The organism is Colwellia sp. Bg11-28 (genome assembly GCF_002836245.1).
GTDB classification, from domain to species: domain Bacteria; phylum Pseudomonadota; class Gammaproteobacteria; order Enterobacterales; family Alteromonadaceae; genus Colwellia; species Colwellia psychrerythraea_A.
Map to the genome: position 1 here is coordinate 430,419 of NZ_PJBA01000018.1, position 22,354 is coordinate 452,772.

Here is a 22,354-nt window from a genome sequence, read left to right on the forward strand (position 1 = left end):
GAGAAAGGGTATATACCAAATCGATGCAGAAACTTTCTCAGTCCTTAAGAAAGATGACTAACTGATTTGATATGGGGTTGGGGGCTCCCCTAAAACTGTCACGAGCAAGTACTACTCGCTGTTTACTTGTTATTTACTTACTATTTAGTAAGCGCCGCCTTTTTAGCGACAAAATCAACTAACTCTTGTTCTGTCACTGAGTTGTCAGCATTACTATCTATATTTGTGAAGGACTTCACTAACCATCTATTTTCTCCATCAACAACTTCTTGTCGGCTTAACATGCCATTTTTGTCGATGTCTAATGAAGTAAAAGTAAATTTATCGCTTGGCTCTTTTACTTCTTCGATAGCTGCTGTAATTGCTTCTGCGTTAGCCGAGTTTTCAGCATTCACGACGGTATTATCTTCATTGCTATACGCGAGTTCATCATCAGCATTGACGAAAAAAGATGCCATACTTACGGCTACTACAAATGCGGTTACTTGAGTTAAACTGATACTATCCATGGTGAATCCTCTTTTTTAATATTAAAGCGTTTTATAAGCGCTAGTTAAATCCATTATCAACCAAGGTTTAGCACAGAGCATGCCAAACAACATAACCATTTGATTTAAAAGGATTTAATTAACAAATAATGCATTAATAACGTACTAAAGTGTCACCAAATAACAACACAATAAAATATTGCCAGTTATTGTTAAATAAAAAAACAAAAGAAAACATTATTTTACAAAGACTTAAGAAAGTTAAAATTATTATTTATCCTTGTCTCAAAATAAAGACACCCTTGTTTTTACTTTATTTTTGTCATACAAAGGGTACTCAGATGTAACCATGTAAAGCGTTTAGGCTAGATTTTATGACTTCACTTAACAACCCAAAAAAAAGTAAGCGATTACCAAGGCAGTTAACACTTTCTTTTTTTGGTTTTAGCCTATCATTCCTTAATAAAATTTCTATTAAGAAACTAACGTTAATTGGTTTTACCTTCGTTGCAATGCCATTAGTAATGGCGTTGATTTTTGGCGCTAATAAAGCCAGTGAATTAGCCCAAAAAAGTACTAGCGCTATTTATAATGTTGCGCAATTGACACAACTTAACAGTAAGCTGGATGAAACTATTGCCAAACTAGAGCGCTCTGCAAGTCAATTTGTAGTACTCAAAGACGATGAGTTGCTTGCCATATTTAGTGGTCACCACAAAGCGTTAATAGATATAATTCAAGAAACATCGGCTAAACAGCAAGATAAAGTACTAAAAGAGCAGTTAACGTCGTTGAAAGCTGAAAGTGATAGAATAAAAGAACTGATGCTAAACGAGAATATCGATACGTTTTCATTAGAACAAATCCAACAAGAATTTAAACTATTACAGCTTATCAATGAGCAGCTAGAGAAACGCAGTACTTTTGTTGTTAATCAACAGGTTTTAGATATACAACAGACCACCGAAGAAATTAGCGATAACATTCTTGAGCGTTTATATATTATCCCTATCACTTTGCTAATTGCCGGTGTATTTATCATTTTGATCACCAAACCATTAAAACGACTCACTGATGAAATTCAATTGCTTGAGCAAGGTAGTTTTGAACAAGAAATTAACTTACACGGCCCTGCTGAAGTCAGGGAAATAGCAGATGCGCTAGAAAATATGCGCCAACGGCTACATGCACTTGAGTTACAAAAGTCGAGTTTTATCCGTCATATATCCCATGAATTAAAAACACCACTTGCCGCAATTAGGGAAGGCACCGAGCTTATTTATGATAATAGTGTTGGCCCGCTCAATGAGGACCAGCAAGAAATTTGCGATATTATTCGCGTGAGTGTTAATCGTCTCCAGCGTTTAATTGAAGACTTACTCGATTTCAATATTGTTCTTGATTCAACAAGCCTTCATGGCTTAGAGAAAATTAGTTTGTCTGAGTTAATAAACGATGCCTGTAATGTTCGAAAACTCGATATAAAGTCGAAGAATTTGACCATGAAGTGTAATAACAGTCCGTATTTTGTTTACAGCAACAGCAAACAACTCAGTGTCATTCTAGATAATATTCTCTCTAATGCGATAAAATATTCTCCAGTGAATGGAGATATCACCATAACTTATAGCAGCAGCAAGGAATGCATAACTATTAACATAATTGACCAAGGACCGGGGATAGACCCATCACTTAGCGAAAAAGTATTTGATGCTTTTTATCAAGGTAAAGCACCGATCAATAGCCAGATAAAAGGTAGTGGCTTAGGGCTTACCATAGTCAAAGAGCTATTACTTCGCCTTAATGGTAAAATCGAAGTTATACCAGCAAGGAAAATTAGCGCGGCTAATGAGAGCGGCGCCTGTATCACCATCACTTTACCTAATACACAAACAGATAATGAATTATGAAAAGACCTAACCTGAGCGTAAAAAATTCAGCAATTAGACCAGCTAAACAGTGTTTTTCGATTGCACTTATTTTGCTATTAACTAGTTTATCAACCGCTTGCCAAGTGACTGAGCCAACGGTTATTACACATAATGAAAAGACTATTACTAATAATTCGGTCGAATATAGTCAGTATTATTTAACCTTAAAAACCCTAAATAATAAGCAGCTTATGTCAGAAGAGAAAAAGCTGCAGTCCTTAATGACTAATCAACTCAATGACAAAACGCTTAGTCAAAGCAAACTCATTCTACTCTATAGTTTGCCAAATCCGGGGCTGTATCAGCCTTACAAAGCAAAAAGCCTGCTAAATGAGCATCTATTAGCAAGCAATGAAATGAGTCAAAGCAACTTAGCTTTTATCATGTTATTAAGAGATCAATTAAATATTCAACTTCGTTTACTTGAAAAACAGTCACTCTCAGATAAAGAATATAATGAGCAGAACGATAAACATAACGTAACCATTGAACAACTGAACCAACAATTAGAACATGTAAATAAACAACTTATATTACTCAAAAAAATTGATAAAAACATTAACGAACGTGGCTAAGAGAGATAACATTTTATGAGCCTAAGCAACCAAACAGTTACCAGTAATTCAGCCAAAATACTGATAGTGGATGATGACCCAAGTTTATTACGTTTACTTGGTATTCGTTTATCTGCGGCAGGATATGATGTTGAGTCTGCCGCCAATGCAAAAATTGCTTTAGGAAGATTACAAAATTTTATTCCTCAAGTAGTTATTAGTGATTTGCGTATGGAAGGCATGGATGGCATGGCTTTATTCGAACAAATTAGAATACAGCATCCTAATATTCCTGTCGTCATTATGACTGCTCATGGCACCATTCCAGATGCAATTAACGCCACTAAACAAGGTGTGTTTAGTTTTTTAACTAAACCTTTTGAAAGCCAAGAGCTACTTGATACCGTTGAACAAGCCATACGATTACAGCCTTCACAGAATGAGAAAACCGGAGAAACAGAGCTATGGCGAAATAATATAATTAGCCGAAGTACTGTGATGACTTCACTATTACAACAAGCTAAACAAGTAGCTAACAGTGATTTTAGTGTACTTATTCATAGCCAAAGCGGTACCGGTAAAGAGCTATTGGCAAAAGCAATTCACCAAGCGAGTAACAGGAAAAATAAGGTATTCACGGCAATCAATTGTGCCGCTATACCTGAACAACTCCTTGAGTCTGAATTGTTTGGTCACATTAAAGGGGCGTTTACTGGTGCAGAGCGAAATCACCAAGGTTTATTTCAAGCCACCAATGGCGGTACTTTATTTTTAGATGAAATTGGTGATATGCCACTTAGCTTTCAGGTAAAACTTCTACGGGTTTTACAGGAACGAGAAGTCAGGCCGGTAGGTAGTACACAAGCGGTAAAGGTCGATGTTCGCATCATTTCAGCAACCCATGTTAATTTAACCAATGCCATTAAAGCCAATACCTTTAGAGAAGATTTGTACTACCGACTTAATGTAGTTGAGTTGGAATTACCTACTTTGGCGCAACGACGAGAAGATATTCCATTGTTGGTACAATATTTCTTAAATCAAGCAGTTGCTCGATCGAATGTCCCTATCAAAAGCATCAATCAAGAAGCCATGGAATTACTTATTAGTGCCCCTTGGCCGGGTAATATTAGACAGCTGCAAAATGTTATAGAGCAAAGTATTGCGCTGTCTAGTGAAAGCATTATCAGTGCAAATTTAGTAAAAAATGCGCTGCGTGATGATTCAACTCAGTTTCCCTCTTTTCAGCAAGCACGTGATCATTTTGAGCGAGATTACTTATCAAAATTATTAAAAATTACCGCAGGAAATGTATCACAGGCAGCTCGAATTGCTCAACGTAACCGTACTGAGTTTTATAAGTTGTTAAATCGTCATCATCTAGTCGCTGAATCATACCGAGAAGAGTAACTTATACCCAAGCGACTTGAATATGCGTGTTTCAGGACACCTGAGCGATTCATGATCAAGGCGCCTCATTTTATTAAGGGCTATTCCCTTGAAAAAGGAGGCAACGAAGAGCATGGTTTGCTTAGATATCTCCGTAGGGCTGGTTTAGAAACGCCTTATACTGCGTTATTAATTTCGACAATAGAATAACTATTCTCTTCAATCAATGCCTTGCCTAAAAACGTTTCTAATTCCAGTTGAAACCTGCACCTTCATGTCGTTTAGGTATATACCCGTTACCAATCAAGATGCAGGTTTCAGAGTGCTTGAATGGTAATACTTCATCAAGCGAGAGCTTAGGGTCTAGCTCTCGAACCGTATAATAATCCATTGATTGAAACGATTAAGTATCGACCTTAGTGGCTAAACTCTTTTTTACACCATCAAGATAAGCATCGTATTTTTTCCAGTTATCTACTGAACGATTATTAATAGGACTACGTACTTGTAGCGCGCTAGCAGTCGCAACGGGTGCTGAGTTCTGATGAATATCAACACATTGTTCTTGCCAAGAAAGATCACAAAACTCAATAAGCTGCTTAGCTTCATTGATAGGATCGTTAACCAATTTCTCATAATTAATTAAATAAAAATTGTCAGGAAAAAGTGCTAACCACAATTCCGCGAGTTGTTTGAATAACAAATAGAATTCTGTCGTAGTTTGCAGATCATACGCATAACTGTAGTACGATTGATTAACAGAAAAAAGCTGTCTGAAATTACTCACAATAGTGTCCAATGGGTTTCTATCCAAGCAGATGATTTTTGCCTTGGGTAATGCTTGTAGGATAAAACCAACATAAAGTACATTTAATGGCATCTTATCGACAAACCTTGCTGTTTTACCCGTTATCGCTCTCGTACTTTCAATATACGCTTTACCTAACGCTTTAAAATTTATATCTTTTGTTGCTGTTACCGTCTCTGCATCGATCACACGATTACTAGTGGTTTTAGTCATCTTTTTAACTAATAAACCAAAGTGTTGCAACTCCCCTGCACTAGTTACGTCAGTATGTTGTGAAATGATTCGTTCAACCAAGGTGGTACCTGATCTTGGCATGCCCACGACAAATATTGCTTCATCTGTTTCGAAGCCTTGAGATAGGGAATACTTGCTGTCTTTAAAGTGGCTTGCAAGACTCTTGAACAGCGTTTTGTCTTCATCAATGTTGTACTTCAATTGTTCAAGTTTGAATTTTTTAGCTGTTTCCAAGTAGTAAAATGCTTTGTCAAAATCTTCTAAGGCTTCATATTCACGTGCTAGAGCGTGGCCTATATGTAACCTGTCGTCCGCATGTTGCGTTTGCTTAAATAATCGCTCAAGTAGAGGAATATGATTGTAGTCTTCTGATATTCCGCCTAAACCCGTCAATGCTGAATGTGCTTTGTAATAATTGGGCGCCATTGAAATAGTTTTTTTATAGGCTTTTCTAGCCCCCTCAAAGTCACCAATGAATTTTAATGAAGCACCTAAATTAAAAAAGTAATTTGGATTTCTGTCATTAATACCGACTGATTTTTTAAAAAATTTAACGGCTTTTTCATGCAATCCCATTTGACTATACGCTACGCCAAGCGTATCTAAGGTTAGTGAGGATTGAACCGTTAATTGAGCAATTAACTTAGCGGCAAGTTCTGCAAAGTACAGTGCTTCAACATGATTATTTTCGAGCGCATAATGTTTGGCAAGTTGTGATAAATACTCAGGGTTATTAGGAGCAAGACTATTAGCTTGTTTAATTAATTCAATTGCTTTTGCCAAATTATGATGGGCACTGGCAATCATAGCTAATAAAAAATAGGCGTCAGCAAAATACTTATCTTGCTGTAAAATTGAAATTAAATGTTGGTGTGCCTGTTGATACAAACCTTGATTTAAGGCTTTTTGTGCTTGCTGGTGTAATACTTTTATTGTGCTAGACATGCATCGGATACTTAAATTGGTTACTGATAATCATGGAAAGGCTTAGATTAATATCGTTCAGATTAATTAATGGTTCAACTTCAGTGCCACATCAGCAATGAAAATAATTTTTCAATAACAAGGCGCTTGATTGAGTAATAGCTGACTATTGGGATTGAAAGCAACGATGTTATTGGATAATTAGGCCATTTAAAAATATTACTTAGTTCGTCTGATTGGTATAAGTATATCGATTGATAAATCACTAAGTAAAGCATAAAAAAACACAGTATCATTTAGCTAAGCTTAATAATACTGTGTTTTTGTGTTCATACTTTCAATCGCTAGTTTTTGCTAAATAAAACATCTCTTATTGAAAGTCTATGTGTATTAAACCTCATAACTCTCATTAAGTTAATGGATATTATAGGTCAAATAAGTAATCAAAACGCACGCCAACTTTACGTGGCGTAATTAGGTAGTGGCCATAATTACGCTGAATTACGGGGTCGTTTGCAGTAGTTATATCACCAACATCGCGGCGTACAGAGCTGTAGGCATACTTATCAAACATGTTATCTACGTATAAGGTCACCGACCAAGCATCTTCAGAGAATCGTGCCGACATATTACTTAACGCATAACCAGGTAATGCTTCGCCATTATTTCGTAGTCCAACTTTAGAATAAACATCACTTTGATAGGTTAAACCATAGTTAACATCTAAACCTGTACCACCAAAAACTTCAGTTGAATAGGTTGCACCTAATGAAAATTGTTGCTCTGGTGAACCGGGTAAGCGATCTCCTGAAAAACCAATATCAGGAACATCATCACTGGTCAATTCTGCCTTAGTATAAGCATAAGTTGCATAAGCAATAAGACTATCCGTCAACATCGCTCTACTTGATATTTCAACCCCTGACGCTTCAGCTTCACCCGCATTAGAGGTATAAGGTTGTTGACCAACTTCCGTTGCTCCCTCAATTTGAGCATTGTCCCACTCCACCATAAAGAGTGCGGCATTAAAGTGTAATTGGTTACTGAACCAAGTGCTCTTAAAGCCTAACTCGTAGTTTGTGGTGGTATCTGGCTCATACAATAATTCATCAGGTTGAGCACAAACGCTTTGCTGCTGTCCAATATCTTCATCACAAGCGGCGATTCCATTTGAGCCACCAATTCGAAAGCCTTCACTTATCGTGGCGTACCCCATGACATCATCACTGAATTGATAACTGGCATTAACTTTAAATAGGCTGCCATCATCATCAGCTTTCGACTCCATTAGTTCTATATCAATGAAGGTTGGATCATAACTCGCATCATAAATCGTGTTTAACAAAGGTAAATCCGCATCAGATTGAGCGACGACATCATATTGATAGAAGCGTGCTCCCAACATCAGAGTTAACTTATCCGTTACGCTATAGGTAATTTCACCAAAAAGTGCCGACTCAGTAATTTCTGCTTTATCCACAGAGACATATTCCAGAGAGTCAGGACGTAACTGCTCTGCTCCAAAGTTATCAACCGCGTATTGATCAAAACCCGGTGTGAACTCACGACTATCGTTAAAGCTTTCAAATTTATTATAATAAGCACCAACTATCCAAGAGAATGCTGAATCTCCCGTAGAGACTAAACGAATTTCTTGGGTGAAATTTTCAGCTTCATCAACTTCTCGCGTAAACGCAGAGAAGCCTGGGAATTCTTCATAGCTATAATCTAAACGAATCAATAAATCGGTTTGATCGCGCTGGCCAAGGGCTTCAAATTCTGAATAACCGGTTGCAGAAGTCAGCTCCGCAAAACCTAAATCAACAGTCATTTCTAAACTAAGTAAAGTATCTTCTTTTTCTCTTGGCTCTTGGTAACGATAACCTGATTCATATTCACCTATCACAGTAGATAAAGGATTCGTTTCACTTAAACTATTGTGATGAACGATCGAACGGCCACCAATTTCTTGTTTTTGATAAAAGTAAGACAAGGTTGCATCGAAAATATCATTGGGTTGCCAGCGAATCATCGCTTTTGCCGTCGTTGTTTGCTCAAAATTAGCGTCTGCCACTTGTCTCAAGTTACTGTCAACGGCATCAGTATCTGACCAATCAGGGTCAGGTAATGACACGCCACCTTCTCGAACCACATAATTGTAATCAATATAGCCAGGTTCATCCAAATAATTAACGGCAAAACGTACTGCTAATTCATCGTCAATAAGTGGCGTATTAAACACAAAACCCGCTTCCCCACCGGTATCATCACTTTCAGATAAGGTAAAAAAATCACCATAAAGTGAGCCTGATGTTTCGTCTAGTATCGGCTTATTGGGTAAATAACGGATAGCGCCGCCAAGCGTGCCCGCGCCATATAAAGTGCCTTGTGGACCAATTAAAACCTCGACACGTTCAACATCAATAAGTTTCATATCGACAACAAGGGGAATTTCGCCAATGTATGTGGCAACAGTACCTGCATCAGAATCAGGACCGGAAGAATTGGTATTTAAACCACGAACAATAATTGGAGAACCTGTACGACCACCTTGATCAGCAACACTTAAGCCTGGCACCCAACGAGCAACATCAGATAACTGAGTTATATTTTGATCTTTCATCACATCACCATCCAGTGCCGTGATATTTAAAGGCGCCTCTTGCACGGTGGATGCTCGACGAGAGGCCGTCACTTGGATACGCTCTATACCATCCGCTGCAGACTCTTCTGCATAACTATTTACCGGTAAAGCCAGTGCAGAGCTCAATGCTAAGCATAGTGTAGACTTTTTAAATACCTGCGATTTTTTTACTTTCATGTGGTCTGTTCCGAAATTATATATATGGCTTATAGCCACTTCTTATAGTTAATTATTTCACTATTTGAAAGTTTTTCTGATTCAAATATCAATTTTATTATGAAGAAATAGCAGGTCTTAACACTAAATCATTGTATTTATGACAGCTATTCTATCTTAAACGGCATTATATATGGTTATGCAGTTTTATTGAATAACTACCTACCTATAATAATTAAATAAAAACTTAGGAGCATAAAGAAAAACTCATCTTATGTGGCTAACAACTGCTTTAAATAATTTAACTCTAAATATTTCAATTAGTTTGTTGGATTATTTTTCGCATAACTATTTTTACTAAGAGGTAAATACATGAAAGGAAAATAGAGAGGGAACTGAGTCAGGTAAATTAACCTTCCTGACAAAGCTAACAAAATTGTAGACCGATTTAATAATAAACAAATACCATAATGGCTTGAAGTAATGTGCTTATTTTTATGAACGAGGTAAGCCTCAGCTTTTATAGCCAGTAACTTCTCGATAGAATTACGTAGACTAAAGGAGATTAGTCTACGTAGATTGTACAAATTTAACCTATTTCATTGGCTGATAAGGTAAAGTCGATTTCTCTCACTTTTATATTTACGCCAGCATCTAATAACTCTTGGTAAAAGTCACCCTCTTGGCAATAACTAACCTGCCGACAAACAATAACGTACTTAAGCACGCCTGCTTTATCACTTTGAAGTGCTGCTTGTTTAAACCAATACAGCGCTTGAGTGAGATCCTTATCAATATAATTACCATTCAAGTACATTTGCCCTAGATTTACTTGCCCTGGTGCAAAACCTAACTGGCCTGAACTACTAAAACGCTCAAAAGCTTGTTCTACATTATCTTCAAGGTAGTCAGATTTTAGCAAACTTAGACCTGCGAGGTTTTCACGCTTACCTGGAATATACAAATTAGTACTTAGTTCCGTTTTAGGATCATTAACATAATTCCCGAACAGCATATTTTTATCTGGACGTTTGACCATATAAATAGCGCCAGAGTCATGCATTGTCTTTATCTGCATTAACGATAAGTCATAACGCTTAGATTCAAAATAATCTTTATACCTTAACTGACCATAACGAATGCTATCTTTTAGCGATTGTTGGCGCAGGTAAAAGATGTTGCCATAAAGTAGTGTTACCACATCACCGGTAATATCGACTACTTTGGCAATTCTATATTTTTCATTTGGTCTAAGGTTATCACTGAGAATTCTGAAATCTAAAAAGTAAATGTCATCTACTTTAGGGCTGGCGAGGTAGAGTAAACTATCATCCTTTTCTTGTTGAGACTGGGTAGATTTTTGATAGATAAAAAAACATAGTGTTAAGAAAACTACGATTTTTAGCACGTTAGCAACAGTAAAATATTGGCTGTTAAACCAGCCATTATCTGGCCTCAGCCTTATTGCTGCCTTCACGGTATTATCCACACCGTTTCTTTTTTTTACCCTGTCCATCCACCATCCTCAATATTTATGTGTCAATTACAAACAAAGCCACAATGCAAAGAAATTAACCCTATTTATATCACTAAATAGGGATTTGATGACCTAGCAACCTCGCTTGTAACCAAGCAGAAATATCCCTTAGCTGATCTGGTAACACCGAATGATCCATTGCATAACTTTTCCAAGTCACATCATAATCAGCCGCTGTTAATAAAGTATTTGCCATTTTACCTGCACTCATTGGCACAACATCATCTCGCTCACCATGATTTTGTAAAATAGGCGTCGCTGCATTAGCACTATGACATAGCTCTGGTAAAGTATCTGATGTTGGTAAATAACAAGATAATGCCAAGATACCCGCTAAGCTTTGCCCAAAACGTAAACCCGTAAATAAACTCAAAACACCACCTTGGCTAAAACCAGCTAATACGATATTTTTAGCAGCTATACCCGAATCAATTTGTTCTTGGATTAACGCCTGCACCTTTTTTTCAGAGGCTAAAACACCGTCCATATCAGCACGGTTATGTAAATCTAGGCTTTTGATATCATACCAAGATCGCATAACATAACCTTGGTTAATGGTTACGGCTTGCTCAGGTGCATGAGGGAAAATAAAGCGTATACCGTGATTTTCTGGTAAAGAAAATATAGGGACAATAGGTGCAAAGCCGGCACCTGAGTCTCCCAAACCATGTAACCAGATGACACAGGAAGTTGCTGGAGTTTCAGGTTCTATGGTAATTCGTTCAAGTGATGTTGCTGACATAAAATTCAATGATTTATTCGTTAATAAGAAGATGCCACATCATAACAATCGTTTGTGTCTGTGGCAAAACTGCATCTCAACTACTCGGATAAGGTTCACAATAATTGCCCTACATGACTTTGAAAGTAGTCTAAAAATGTTCTGGTTTTACTGGCAACATGGCGACTTTGATAAAGCACACTCAAACGCTGTGCAACACTCTCATGGCTTAGCGATAGTCGTTGAAGTGATTGCGCTTGTGAATTATCCTTTAATACTCTGTTTTTTATTAATCTGCTTTTTAGTACACTATTTTTTAAAACATAGTCCGGTAATTTACACAGACCTAAGCCCTGCTCCGCCGCACGAAGACGCATTTCTGGACTAGACAGTACCACTCTGCCGTTAACATTAACTTGCTCAATTTTATCACCATTACGAAAGTGCCACGGCTGACCTTCCTCTTCTAATATGCAGTCATGCTGGCTAAGTTTTTCTGGTTTAGTTGCTTTTTCTTGAAGCAACTTACTTGCTAGCTTCGACGACATTGTCGGTGAATAATAAATAGATTGTGGAAAACTCAACAACTCTTTAGCAATCCAGTTTGTTGTTGGCAACGCTTGTTCATGCAAGACAAAACAAAGATCAAACTTGGGATCAAATTCAGGCACTGATCCTGAGTAATGTTGACAATGTAAGTGAATTTTAGGATAGCGACTTAAAAAATCACCAATTAACGTACTTATAATTTGATTAAAAAACTCTAAGGGTAATAAAATATTCAGCTTACCTTGGGGCTGATGTAGTGATGAAGAAAGCTCCTCCTCTACCTTGGTTAAGGCATCTATATGCTCTTTGCTGGCACAAAAAAGTAATCGACCACTATCGGTAAGCTCTTGCTTTCGCGTAGTACGTAGAAGAAGCTCACAGCCTAGTTTTTTCTCTAGCAACACTAAACGCCGACTTAACTTAGACTTTGCTATACCTAGATCTTTTGCTGCTGCGGTAAAAGATCCCGCTTCGACTAAACTAACAAATAAATGCAAATCATCTAAATTGCTCAATTTTATATTCCCTTTCTATTGTTTCATTTTTAGAACAATGAATCCCATTAAACACATCTAATAAAGTAATTGCAACTTCAGTACACTGCACCTTCTAACTAATCACCCACTAATTATCTAGAACGTACGAATTAGTTAGAAAGCAATTAGCGAGTCTTTACTAAATAATTGGTAAATATTTGCTAAACCTTTACCAAAAAGAGAACATAATGGAGTACATCATGAGCACAGAAACATTGATTAAAGTTGAAGAGATTTTAGCCGAACAATTTTATCAAGAAGTAGAACAAGCCTCAGGCAAGGTATTAATCGATTTTTATGCTCCGTGGTGTGCACCATGTAAAATGCTAGCACCTGTTGTTGAGCAAATAGCACAAGAACATGAAGACATTAAAGTTATAAAAATCAACGCTGATAACAGTCAAGAATTGATGGCTAAGTTTGGTATTCGAGGTATTCCTACATTACTTTTAATGAACAAAGGAGAGTTAGTCGCTACACAAGTTGGAGCCGCTTCTGTCAGCCAAGTGACAAAGTTCGTTCAACAGTAATAAACTTTCCCGTTATCTAGTTAGGCTATCAACACCTGATAACCTAACTATTTTCGTTACCTGCACAATATTATTGACCATACCTTGATCTATTTCGGGCATCACTACTGACTATTCATTACAATCATTCTTAACAATCATTCCTCAAAATATCGTCGTAATATCTTAGATGTATACAAGGCACGCAAATGATGCAAATCACCGACTTAAAAACAGAACAAAAAATTCCACCGCTTTTACGCTTAGGTTTTAGACCTTTTTTTCTAAGCGGGGCGTTATTTAGCATTTTCGCCATTACGCTTTGGCTATTAATGTATAAGGGAACAATTAGCTTATCACCTTTGGGCGGTGGTTATTGGTGGCACATTCATGAGATGATTTTTGGTTTTGGCGGCGCTATTATTGCAGGTTTTTTATTAACTGCTGTACAAAACTGGACTGGCGTTAGAGGCGCTCAAGGCAATACATTACTCGCTTTGTTCTTGCTTTGGTTAGCGGGTCGCACTTTGCTAGCCGTGCCTGATTTACTTGGTTCATCACTAAGCAGTTTAATTGACCTACTTTTTCTACCAACTGTTGCGTATGTCTTAGCTAAACCAATTATTGCTATGAAGCAATACCGTAATTTGTTCTTCGTACCGCTACTCGCTTTATTCACCATCGCTAATTTAGAGATGCACTTAGCAATACATTACCCTACAACATTCAATAGCGTATATTCTGGTTATGCGGGCGTTATGTTAGTGACCTTTTTAATGTCAGTAATGGCTGGTCGTGTTGCGCCTATGTTTACAGCCAATGGCACAAAAACCGAGAAAGCAGCGCCACTACCTTGGTTAGATAAAGCCGCCAATGGAAGTTTAGCTATTGCTATGTTCAGTCTCCTACTAGAACCGATAGTGGGTTTTTCGGCAACATTCTTCGGCGTATTACTTATCATTGCTAGCGTATTTCAAACGATGCGCTGGGTAAGATGGCGTCCTTGGATAACGTTACATGTTCCTCTTTTATGGTCTATTCACGGCGCTATGAAATTTATCTGCTTCGGTTTATTCGTACTTGGTGCAAGTTATTTAATACCTGAAGTACCAAGTAATCATGTTTGGCACTTACTGACTATTGGCGGTATTGGCGGTATGATTTTAGCCATGATTTCGCGTGTTTCTTTAGGTCATACAGGGCGTCCATTAACACCACCAAAATCAATGACCCTTGCCTATATATTAATTAACTTAGCTGCACTGGTACGTTCTTTTGGCCCTTGGGCTGTTCCTGAAAAAACGTTATTATTTATTGATATCAGTGGTGGGTTTTGGATTATTGCTTTTGTTATCTTTATTGCGGGTTACGGTCCTATGTTAATAAACGCAAGAAAAGATGGTCGACCTGGATAGAGTGATTTACACTAACTATCTACCATGACAGCAATGTTTTGTTGTCCCTAAATAAGTAAATAAGCTAGCTAGTTCTATTCGAATTACCTAGCTTATTTTTATTGGGCAACTATAAACAAATTAATAAAAATAGAGTAAACAACATGCGTGCAGTATTTTTAGATGAACAAACCTTCAGTTCTACCATTGACTTTTCTGTCATTGAACAACAGGTAAGCCAGTTAGTTTGTTATGCCAATACATCACCTAATGAGGTTATAAAGCGCTGCCTAGATGCAGATATTATTATTACCAATAAGGTACAGTTAACGGCAGAAATGCTATCTGCCTTACCAAACGTAAAGCTCATCTGTATCAGCGCAACGGGTTATAACAATGTAGATATTGAAGCTGCTCGTCACTTAGATATTGCCGTAACGAATGTTAGCGGTTACGCAGGGCAATCTGTTGCACAATATGTTTTTGCCCAATTACTCGAGTATTATCAACAAACGAGTCACCATAATAGCAATACGGAACAAGGTTTATGGTCAAGCAATGATACTTTTTGCTATCACGGTAATAGCATCAGCGAATTAGCAGGAAAAACACTCGGTATTATTGGTTACGGAAGTTTAGGTAAAGCTGTTGTTGATATAGCACAGGCTTTCAATATGAAAGTGCTCATTAGTGAACGCCCTCAGGCCAGCACTATTCGCGCAGAGCGAGTTTCTTTTGAACAGGTTATTGAAGAGGCTGATATTATCAGTTTACATTGCCCACAAACCCCTGAAACTGAAAACTTCATTAATGAAAGTGTACTAGCTCGCATGAAAAATACTGCCGTATTAGTTAATACTGCTCGAGGTGCATTAATTGATGAACCTGCGTTATTGGATGCTTTAAAAACAAAAGAAATTGCCTATGCTATTTTAGATGTATTATCACAAGAGCCGCCTCCAGCTGATCACATACTACTTAATAACAAGCTTTCTAATTTAAAAATAACCGCACATATCGCTTGGGCTAGCAGTGAAGCTCAACAGCGTTTGATTGATTTATTAAGCCAAAATATTATTGCCTTTACCCAAGGCGAACAATTAAATCGTTTAACTTGAATTAACTCAGTTAATCCAACTAAGTGATAAGTAAATTTCACTGCAAGTTAGTTAAAGCTTTGCTATCTTAGCCTTGAGATAATCAATTATGCGTTAAGAAAATCATGACACTTAAAAAAGACACCATTAAATATTTGCCGCTAACAGCAAAATATTTTTCACAAGTTATTACACTCGCTAATTCGGTTCATGGCGATGGTTATTTAGATGATGAGAAAATTGTTGAGTGGACCAATAAAGGCATAGTGAATAACATTAACTGTAGTTTTGTTGCTCTGCTTGATGACCAAGTTATCGGCTTTCGAAGTACTTATTCAGCCAATCAATGGCAAATAGATCAATGGTGCAGTCCAGACTTATGGCAAGAAGATAGCCAGCATTGCTGTTATTTCAAATGTAATACCGTTGATGAAAAATACCGTGGATTAGGCATTGGTAAACAACTATTACAACTCGCTATAAAAGCTGCACAGCATCAAGGCGCTCAAGCGGGTATAAGTCATTTATGGAAACAGAGTCCTAATAATAGCGCCGTGTCATATTTCAGTAAATGTGGTGGAAAATTAATAAAATCACACCCTGACAAGTGGAATGAAGAGAGTAAGCAAGGCTATAACTGCATTTTATGTGGGCATGATTGTCATTGTGAAGCTGCCGAAATGATTATTCATTTTGATCATTAATATACTGTAGATATCTAAATAGAGCTGCAGCTCAAGATGGGACTAAATAAAATTCGCGTCACTATTGAGCTGGTCTTTTAAACGCTTAATGATGTCTTCATTAAATAGCGCTAATCCTTTTCGAGTAAGAATAAAAGACGATGCGCTACCCACGTCATGAGCGATAAGATCTTCATGACGTAAAAACGCTATCGTGCCAATATGAGCAGCACGTTTGTCAATGTCCGTCTCAGAGTCGACAAAAACATCGTTAAAGCCAATCTCTGTTGGCGTAGGAAAGTGCTGTGCTAATAGTTTTAGCATTATCACTGACGATTCATCGAATTGTGAAAAATTTATGCTCATTAGGTTTTCCCCTCTCTGTAGAACTCCATGCTATTTAAAATATAGCAGAATAAAATGCATTATAAAGTTGTTAAGGCACGGAGGTAACCGCCACTGAAATAACGCACTTTCAATGGTAACAGAATTACCATTAATTTATTTTCGCCTAAGCCTCCACAGGTAAATGCCAATCAACTTGATTAACCTCGTGTTTAGCTAACCAAGCATTAGCTTGAGAGAAATGTTTACAGCCAAAAAAACCTCTGTAAGCAGACAATGGCGACGGATGTGGACCCGCTAAAACTAAATGTTTTTCTTGGTTAATATTTTTACCTTTCTTATGTGCATGTGCTCCCCATAAAATAAAAACACAACCATCATTGTGCTCATTTAACGCGTTAATAGCTTGCTCGGTAAAAGTCTCCCAACCCAGCTTAGCATGAGAATGCGCATTGGCTTGCTGCACTGTTAATACCGTATTTAACAACAGTACTCCTTGCTCTGCCCAATGTGTTAAACAGCCATGCTTTGGTATTTCAAAGCCTTCAACATCGGTCGCCAGTTCTTTATAAATATTAACAAGTGATGGCGGTACCTTGATGCCCTCCTGCACTGAAAAAGCTAAACCATGTGCTTGATCTTTTCCGTGATAAGGATCTTGCCCAAGAATGACAACTTTTATCTCTGCTAAATCAACGTGGTTAAAAGCATTAAACACATCACCTTCTGCTGGATAAATTGAAATCTCCGATGCTCTTTGCGTTGCGACTTCTTTGACTAAGTTTTTAAAGTAGCTTTGCTTCGCTTCACCAGCAATTAACTGCTGCCATTGGGGTTTTATCATCATGCTGCCTTTACGTTATACCGGTAAATTATCTCTGTACCTATTAGCAGTATTTATCGAGTAGCCTAACTTAAAAGATAACTACGTAAATCACTGAAGTTTGCAGCAAGATCTTGCGACAAGATAGGCTCACCAGCACAATCCGCAAGCTCTTTTGGTAAACCTAACGGTTGACCAAGAATGCTTTCAACAACTTCTTTAAATTTCGCAGGATGAGCTGTTCCTAAAAAGACACCAAACTCCCCTTCTACAGCACTATATTGTAGCGCTTTATAAGCAACAGCAGCATGTGGTTCACTGATGTAACCTAACTTACGAAGTTGAATAACGGTTGATTGGGTTTGTTCTTCGTCGATAGATACCGAGCTGACACAACCTTGCTCAACAATACCACTCTTGAGCATATGCTCAACGCGCGGCCAGTTATTCGGGTTACTCACATCCATTGCATTTGAAATAGTAGCGACGGTTACATTGGGTGTCCACTCACCTGTCTCTAAGTAACGAGGTACCGTATCATTAGCGTTAGTTGCGGCAATAAAGCGTTTAATTGGCAAGCCCATTGCTTTGGCAAATAAGCCAGCGGTTAGGTTACCAAAATTACCACTAGGGATAGAGAATACAATGCTACTTAAATCACTCTTTGCGCGTGATAATTGTGCTACGGCTTCAAAGTAATAACATACTTGTGCCAATAATCGACTTATATTTATTGAGTTTGCTGAGTTTAAACCGATAGTATTTGCTAACTCTTTATCATCAAAAGACTGCTTTACTAATGTTTGGCAATCGTCAAAATCACCATCAACTGCTAATGTTTCAATATTTCCACCTAGCGTGGTAAACATTTTTTCTTGTAGTAAGCTGATTTTTCCTTTCGGATACATTATGACAACACGAATGTTATCAATACCGTGAAATGCATGAGCAACAGCCGCACCGGTATCACCAGACGTAGCGGTTAAAATGGTCAAAGGTTTTGTCTCACCACTTGCTTTAGCATCTTTAGCAACAAATACTTGTAAACACTTGGCCATAAAGCGGGCACCAAAATCTTTAAAAGCTAACGTTGGCCCGTGGAATAATTCTAAAATGGCACGGTCTGGGCTAATCGGCTGTAATAAAGCAGGGAAATTAAAAGCATCGGTAACAATGTCAGTTAATTCACTTTTTGTTAAGTCACCTTCAACAAATGGTGCTAATATTTTAACACTACGCTCTACCAAGGGCAGTGCTAGCAGCTCTTCGATATTATCAAGTTTTGGCATATCGGTAGGGAAAAATAAGCCCTGATTTTTACCTAAACCTTGTTTAACTGCTTGAGCGAAAGTTACCTGCTCATCATTTTCTTTTAAATTATAATATTTCACTGTTTTTCCTAATAATCCGTTCACTAATATTGGTTAGCTATCATGCTTATATACCTTCAAAGCACATTGCTATTAAATTTCTGTTGCGCCAACATCATCGACTTTACACACATGGACAAAGCCTAATGCTGTTTGTAAATAGTTCTCTTGTAACCATAAGGCAAATTGCTCTGCTTGCTTTTCGCTATCACAAACACAAAATAGTGTCGGCCCTGAGCCTGAAATTCCAACGGCTAACGCGCCTTGCGAGCTTAAATAATCTCGAGAGGCTTTATATTTTGGTAACAAATCTGTGCGATATGGTTCTGCAATCACATCGGTTAGTACTGAGAATGCTTGGCTTTTATCTTGGCGATGACATGCATCAACAAATGTCGCTAAGTTTTGACCATAGCTGATAACGTCGCTACGACTATAAGTTGTAGGTAGAACCTCTCTGGCTGCTTTAGTTGATACCTCGATACCAGGATACGCCATTACATAATAGCAATCATCGAAACTAGGTAAAATGCGCGAGATCACATTTTCATCCGGAACCATTAATTGCAAACCACCTAAATAACATGGCGCAACATTATCATAATGTAAGCTGCCACTAATTTGTGCTTCCATTTGGCCTGTCATTTTTAATACGACATTTTCAGAAAAGCTAAAATTATGGTATTTAGCATAAAACGCATTCAAGGAGGCTAGTGCTGCGACAACAGAACAGGCACTTGATCCTAAACCGCTGCCAACAGGCATTTTTTTATCTAAAGTAATGGCAACAAAAACAGGTGTTTGTTTCACACTGATTAATTGCTCATTAAACAATAATAGGCAAGACCAAACAATATTGTCTTCCTTATTACTTGGTAACTTATCAGCAAAGTTACCGATAACCGTTAGGCTATTGTCATTGCTGGTTGTTGCATTTACAGTGACCACATCGCCTAATAATGTACCATCTACCGGCTTTACTGCCAGCCCTAAAACATCAAAGCCTACACTAACATTACCTATAGAGGCCGGTGCAAATACCGAAACACTTTTATTAACATTGGGATTACTAACTGACATTAGTGCTGTTGCTCCCATGCTAAGGTTCTTAATAAATCACCAAAAACACCTGCAGCTGTAACCGCTGCGCCCGCACCGTAACCGCGTAAAACAAACGGTAAAGGTTGGTAATAACGACTATGAATAGCCAAGGCGTTTTCGCCATCTTTAATGCTATATAACGGGTGGTTAATTCCTACAGACTCTATAGAAACTTGGCAATTACCATCAACAATATTACCAATATAACGAAGTACTTTACCTTCTAATTTTGCACTCGCTACGCGCTCTGCAAAGTCACCATCAAGCTTAGTTAAGTTACTCATAAACTGACTAACATCACCGCTGGCATCAAAATCGTCGGGTAATACTGACTCAATATTGATATCTGATAACTCTAACTGCATGCCAGCTTCACGAGCCATAATTAATAATTTACGCGCAACGTCCATACCACTTAAGTCATCACGAGGGTCTGGTTCAGTGAAACCATTTTCTTTAGCAATTGCAGTCGCCTCTGATAACGACATACCCTCTTCTAATTTACCAAACATATAAGATAACGAACCCGACAAGACACCTTCGAAACGCTGTAACTCATCGCCCGCTTTAATTAAGCTTTGTAGGGTATCAATAACAGGTAAACCAGCACCGACCGTTGTTTCATATAAGAAACGACGATTGGTTTTTTGTGCAGTACTACGTAACTCTTGATAATATTCCCAAGAGTCAGTATTTGCTTTTTTATTTGGCGTAACAATATGAAAACCTTCAGCAAGGTAATCTACATAACTCATTGCTAATGTTTCATTTGATGTTGAGTCAACAAAAACAGGGTTGATTAGATGGTTATCACGAACAAAACCTTTAAGATTATCTACATTAACTGCTAGCGCTTCACTTGCATTCGCCATAGCATCTTGCCAGTTATTTAAGTCGATACCTTCTTTATCAAATACCATGCCTTTCGAGTTAGCAATACCGTAAACTTTCAAGACAATGTTTTGCTTTTTCAAACTCGCTTGTTGACGAGATATTTGCGCTATTAGCTCACTGCCAACAACACCACAGCCGACTAAGAAAACATCAATCGTTGGTTTATGAGAAAAGAAGTTCTGGTGACTTACTTTCATCGCATCCATACATTTTCGTTGTTCCACAACAACTGAGATACTGCGCTCCGATGAATCTTGAGCAATAGCAACCACATTAACTCGTGCTTGTGCTAATGAACTAAAGAATTTAGCTGCCACGCCTCGTTGATGGTGCATACCATCACCAACAAGTGACACAATGGATAGTTCGCCTTTTAGCGCTAACGGTTCAAGTAGGCCATTTAACAGCTCTAATTCAAACTCTTCGTGTAAACTTTGTTTAGCACGCGCGGAGTCACTTGAATAAATACAAAAGCTAATGCAATACTCACTAGATGATTGACTAATAAGTACCAAAGAAATATTTTCTCTACTCATAGTTGCGAATACACGGCTCGCCATGCCTACCATGCCTTTCATGCCAGGTCCTGACACGTTTACCATGGTTAGGTCATCAAGGTTAGAAATTGCTTTAACGCGTTTTTGTTGGTCATTCTCATTGGAAATTAAGGTACCTGGTGCACTTGGGTTACTGGTATTCTTAATTAAACAAGGGATATGGTACTGAGCAATTGGTCCGATTGTTTTTGGATGTAATACACTGGCACCAAAATAAGAGAGTTCCATTGCTTCTTGATACGATAAATAATCAAGTAATTTAGCTTCTTTAATGTAGCGTGGATCTGCGTTATAGACTCCATCTACATCCGTCCAAATCTCACAACACTCAGCGACAGCACAAACAGCTAATACCGCTGCCGAATAATCAGAGCCATTACGCCCTAATGTAGTTACTTCTGGCGTACCATCATTGTTGTCCGCATTTACCCCAATAAAGCCTGGCATTAACGATACTTGATTTAATTCAGTGTATTCATGCTCAAATTTTTCTTTCGACAACACTAAATCTGCTACTGCATTTAAAGATGACTTGTTGGTATACAAAAACTTTTCTGGTGCTAACAGTGATACTTGTACGCTATAAGCTTGTAACACGGCATCAAGTATTGCCACACTTAAACGTTCACCAGTACTGATAATACGGGCACGGATATGATCTGGGCAATAGGTTAGTAACATTGCACCTTGCATATAGCGTGAAATTTGATGTTCATAATTCGCTAACGCTTGCTCACAATGTTGATTGTTAAAGTTGCTTATACTTGCCGATAAATCATCAATAATAGTAGTAATTGCACGTTTGAAGTGACCTAAATCTGCCACTACTTTTTCTTCATCGCTAATATTTTCAGTCATAGCAACTAAGTGGTTGGTAACCCCTTGTGGGGCCGATACAACAACGGCAAGTTTTGATGATTTGCTTTTATCATGGATAATATCGGCAACTTGACGAAAACGCTCTGCTGAAGCTAGTGAAGAGCCACCAAATTTAAGTACACGCATGTTTTCTTCCTTTATAAAGAAATAGTGAATAAAGATACTCTTTGCTTATTGAGCTGTTTAAGCTATTAGAGTTAATACTCTTCATTGTAAACGTAAAAAAGCCCG

General features: G+C 37.9%; 18 protein-coding genes. 7 read left to right on the plus strand and 11 right to left on the minus strand.

The genetic code is table 11. The features are described from left to right. Positions 1 to 140 precede the first annotated feature (140 nt). The gene (locus CXF79_RS19190; protein ID WP_011044999.1) at positions 141 to 509 is read right to left on the minus strand and encodes a hypothetical protein; all 369 of its coding nucleotides are present in this window, start codon (positions 507 to 509) and stop codon (positions 141 to 143) included. Positions 510 to 862: 353 nt separating this feature from the next. Between CXF79_RS19190 and CXF79_RS19195 the strand changes: the two genes are divergently transcribed. From CXF79_RS19195 to CXF79_RS19205, 3 genes are read left to right on the plus strand one after another with little or no spacing between them, the layout of a single operon-like run. Continuing rightward, on the plus strand, positions 863 to 2,398 hold the full coding sequence (locus tag CXF79_RS19195; RefSeq protein ID WP_101157223.1) for a HAMP domain-containing sensor histidine kinase: 1,536 nt from the start codon (positions 863 to 865) through the stop codon (positions 2,396 to 2,398). Then, the gene (locus tag CXF79_RS19200) at positions 2,395 to 2,994 is read left to right on the plus strand and encodes a hypothetical protein (RefSeq protein WP_101157225.1); all 600 of its coding nucleotides are present in this window, start codon (positions 2,395 to 2,397) and stop codon (positions 2,992 to 2,994) included. Before CXF79_RS19195 ends, CXF79_RS19200 begins: the two co-directional genes overlap by 4 nt. Before the next feature lie 15 nt (positions 2,995 to 3,009). Further along, complete coding sequence (locus CXF79_RS19205) at positions 3,010 to 4,383, plus strand: sigma 54-interacting transcriptional regulator (RefSeq protein WP_011045003.1); 1,374 nt, start codon at positions 3,010 to 3,012, stop codon at positions 4,381 to 4,383. A gap of 382 nt (positions 4,384 to 4,765) precedes the next feature. Here the strand turns inward: CXF79_RS19205 and CXF79_RS19210 are convergent, their stop codons facing one another. The 5 genes from CXF79_RS19210 to CXF79_RS19235 all read right to left on the minus strand — a co-directional run bounded on the left by CXF79_RS19210 (position 4,766) and on the right by CXF79_RS19235 (position 12,450). Further along, positions 4,766 to 6,349 carry a tetratricopeptide repeat-containing sulfotransferase family protein gene (locus CXF79_RS19210; RefSeq protein WP_101157227.1) on the minus strand — a complete coding sequence of 528 codons (1,584 nt, stop codon included), beginning with the start codon at positions 6,347 to 6,349 and terminating at the stop codon, positions 4,766 to 4,768. A gap of 403 nt (positions 6,350 to 6,752) precedes the next feature. Then, the gene (locus CXF79_RS19220; RefSeq protein ID WP_101157231.1) at positions 6,753 to 9,149 is read right to left on the minus strand and encodes a TonB-dependent receptor; all 2,397 of its coding nucleotides are present in this window, start codon (positions 9,147 to 9,149) and stop codon (positions 6,753 to 6,755) included. Positions 9,150 to 9,717: 568 nt separating this feature from the next. After that, on the minus strand, positions 9,718 to 10,644 hold the full coding sequence (locus CXF79_RS19225; protein WP_101157233.1) for a tetratricopeptide repeat protein: 927 nt from the start codon (positions 10,642 to 10,644) through the stop codon (positions 9,718 to 9,720). A gap of 73 nt (positions 10,645 to 10,717) precedes the next feature. Continuing rightward, positions 10,718 to 11,407, minus strand: a complete 690-nt coding sequence (locus CXF79_RS19230) for an alpha/beta hydrolase (protein WP_011045009.1) — start codon at positions 11,405 to 11,407, stop codon at positions 10,718 to 10,720. Positions 11,408 to 11,502: 95 nt separating this feature from the next. Further along, entirely contained in the window at positions 11,503 to 12,450 is a 948-nt protein-coding gene (locus tag CXF79_RS19235; RefSeq protein ID WP_232769253.1) for a LysR family transcriptional regulator, read from the minus strand. 221 nt (positions 12,451 to 12,671) lie between these two features. Here CXF79_RS19235 and trxA point away from each other — a divergent pair, with 221 nt between their 5' ends. From trxA to CXF79_RS19255, 4 genes are all read left to right on the plus strand, one after another. Further along, positions 12,672 to 13,001, plus strand: a complete 330-nt coding sequence (gene trxA, locus CXF79_RS19240; protein WP_101158253.1) for a thioredoxin — start codon at positions 12,672 to 12,674, stop codon at positions 12,999 to 13,001. Positions 13,002 to 13,189: 188 nt separating this feature from the next. Then, positions 13,190 to 14,395, plus strand: a complete 1,206-nt coding sequence (locus tag CXF79_RS19245; protein ID WP_101157237.1) for an NnrS family protein — start codon at positions 13,190 to 13,192, stop codon at positions 14,393 to 14,395. A 143-nt stretch (positions 14,396 to 14,538) separates the two neighbouring features. Next, on the plus strand, positions 14,539 to 15,492 hold the full coding sequence (locus CXF79_RS19250) for a D-2-hydroxyacid dehydrogenase (RefSeq protein WP_101157239.1): 954 nt from the start codon (positions 14,539 to 14,541) through the stop codon (positions 15,490 to 15,492). A 104-nt stretch (positions 15,493 to 15,596) separates the two neighbouring features. After that, positions 15,597 to 16,175: a GNAT family N-acetyltransferase gene (locus CXF79_RS19255; RefSeq protein ID WP_101157241.1), complete on the plus strand. Its 579-nt coding sequence runs from the start codon at positions 15,597 to 15,599 to the stop codon at positions 16,173 to 16,175. Between the two features lie 42 nt (positions 16,176 to 16,217). On the opposite strand, the gene CXF79_RS19260 is transcribed toward CXF79_RS19255, so the two are convergent. From CXF79_RS19260 to thrA, 5 genes are all read right to left on the minus strand, one after another. Continuing rightward, a complete protein-coding gene (locus tag CXF79_RS19260) occupies positions 16,218 to 16,520 on the minus strand; it encodes a hypothetical protein (RefSeq protein ID WP_101157243.1) in 303 nt (100 codons plus the stop codon). A 145-nt stretch (positions 16,521 to 16,665) separates the two neighbouring features. Continuing rightward, entirely contained in the window at positions 16,666 to 17,343 is a 678-nt protein-coding gene (ung, locus tag CXF79_RS19265) for a uracil-DNA glycosylase (protein WP_101157245.1), read from the minus strand. 65 nt (positions 17,344 to 17,408) lie between these two features. Then, on the minus strand, positions 17,409 to 18,713 hold the full coding sequence (thrC, locus tag CXF79_RS19270; protein ID WP_011045020.1) for a threonine synthase: 1,305 nt from the start codon (positions 18,711 to 18,713) through the stop codon (positions 17,409 to 17,411). A gap of 72 nt (positions 18,714 to 18,785) precedes the next feature. After that, complete coding sequence (gene thrB, locus CXF79_RS19275) at positions 18,786 to 19,772, minus strand: homoserine kinase (protein WP_101158254.1); 987 nt, start codon at positions 19,770 to 19,772, stop codon at positions 18,786 to 18,788. Continuing rightward, positions 19,772 to 22,249, minus strand: a complete 2,478-nt coding sequence (gene thrA, locus CXF79_RS19280) for a bifunctional aspartate kinase/homoserine dehydrogenase I (protein WP_101157247.1) — start codon at positions 22,247 to 22,249, stop codon at positions 19,772 to 19,774. The genes thrB and thrA overlap by 1 nt, the downstream gene beginning before the upstream one ends. Between the last annotated feature and the right edge of the window lie 105 nt (positions 22,250 to 22,354).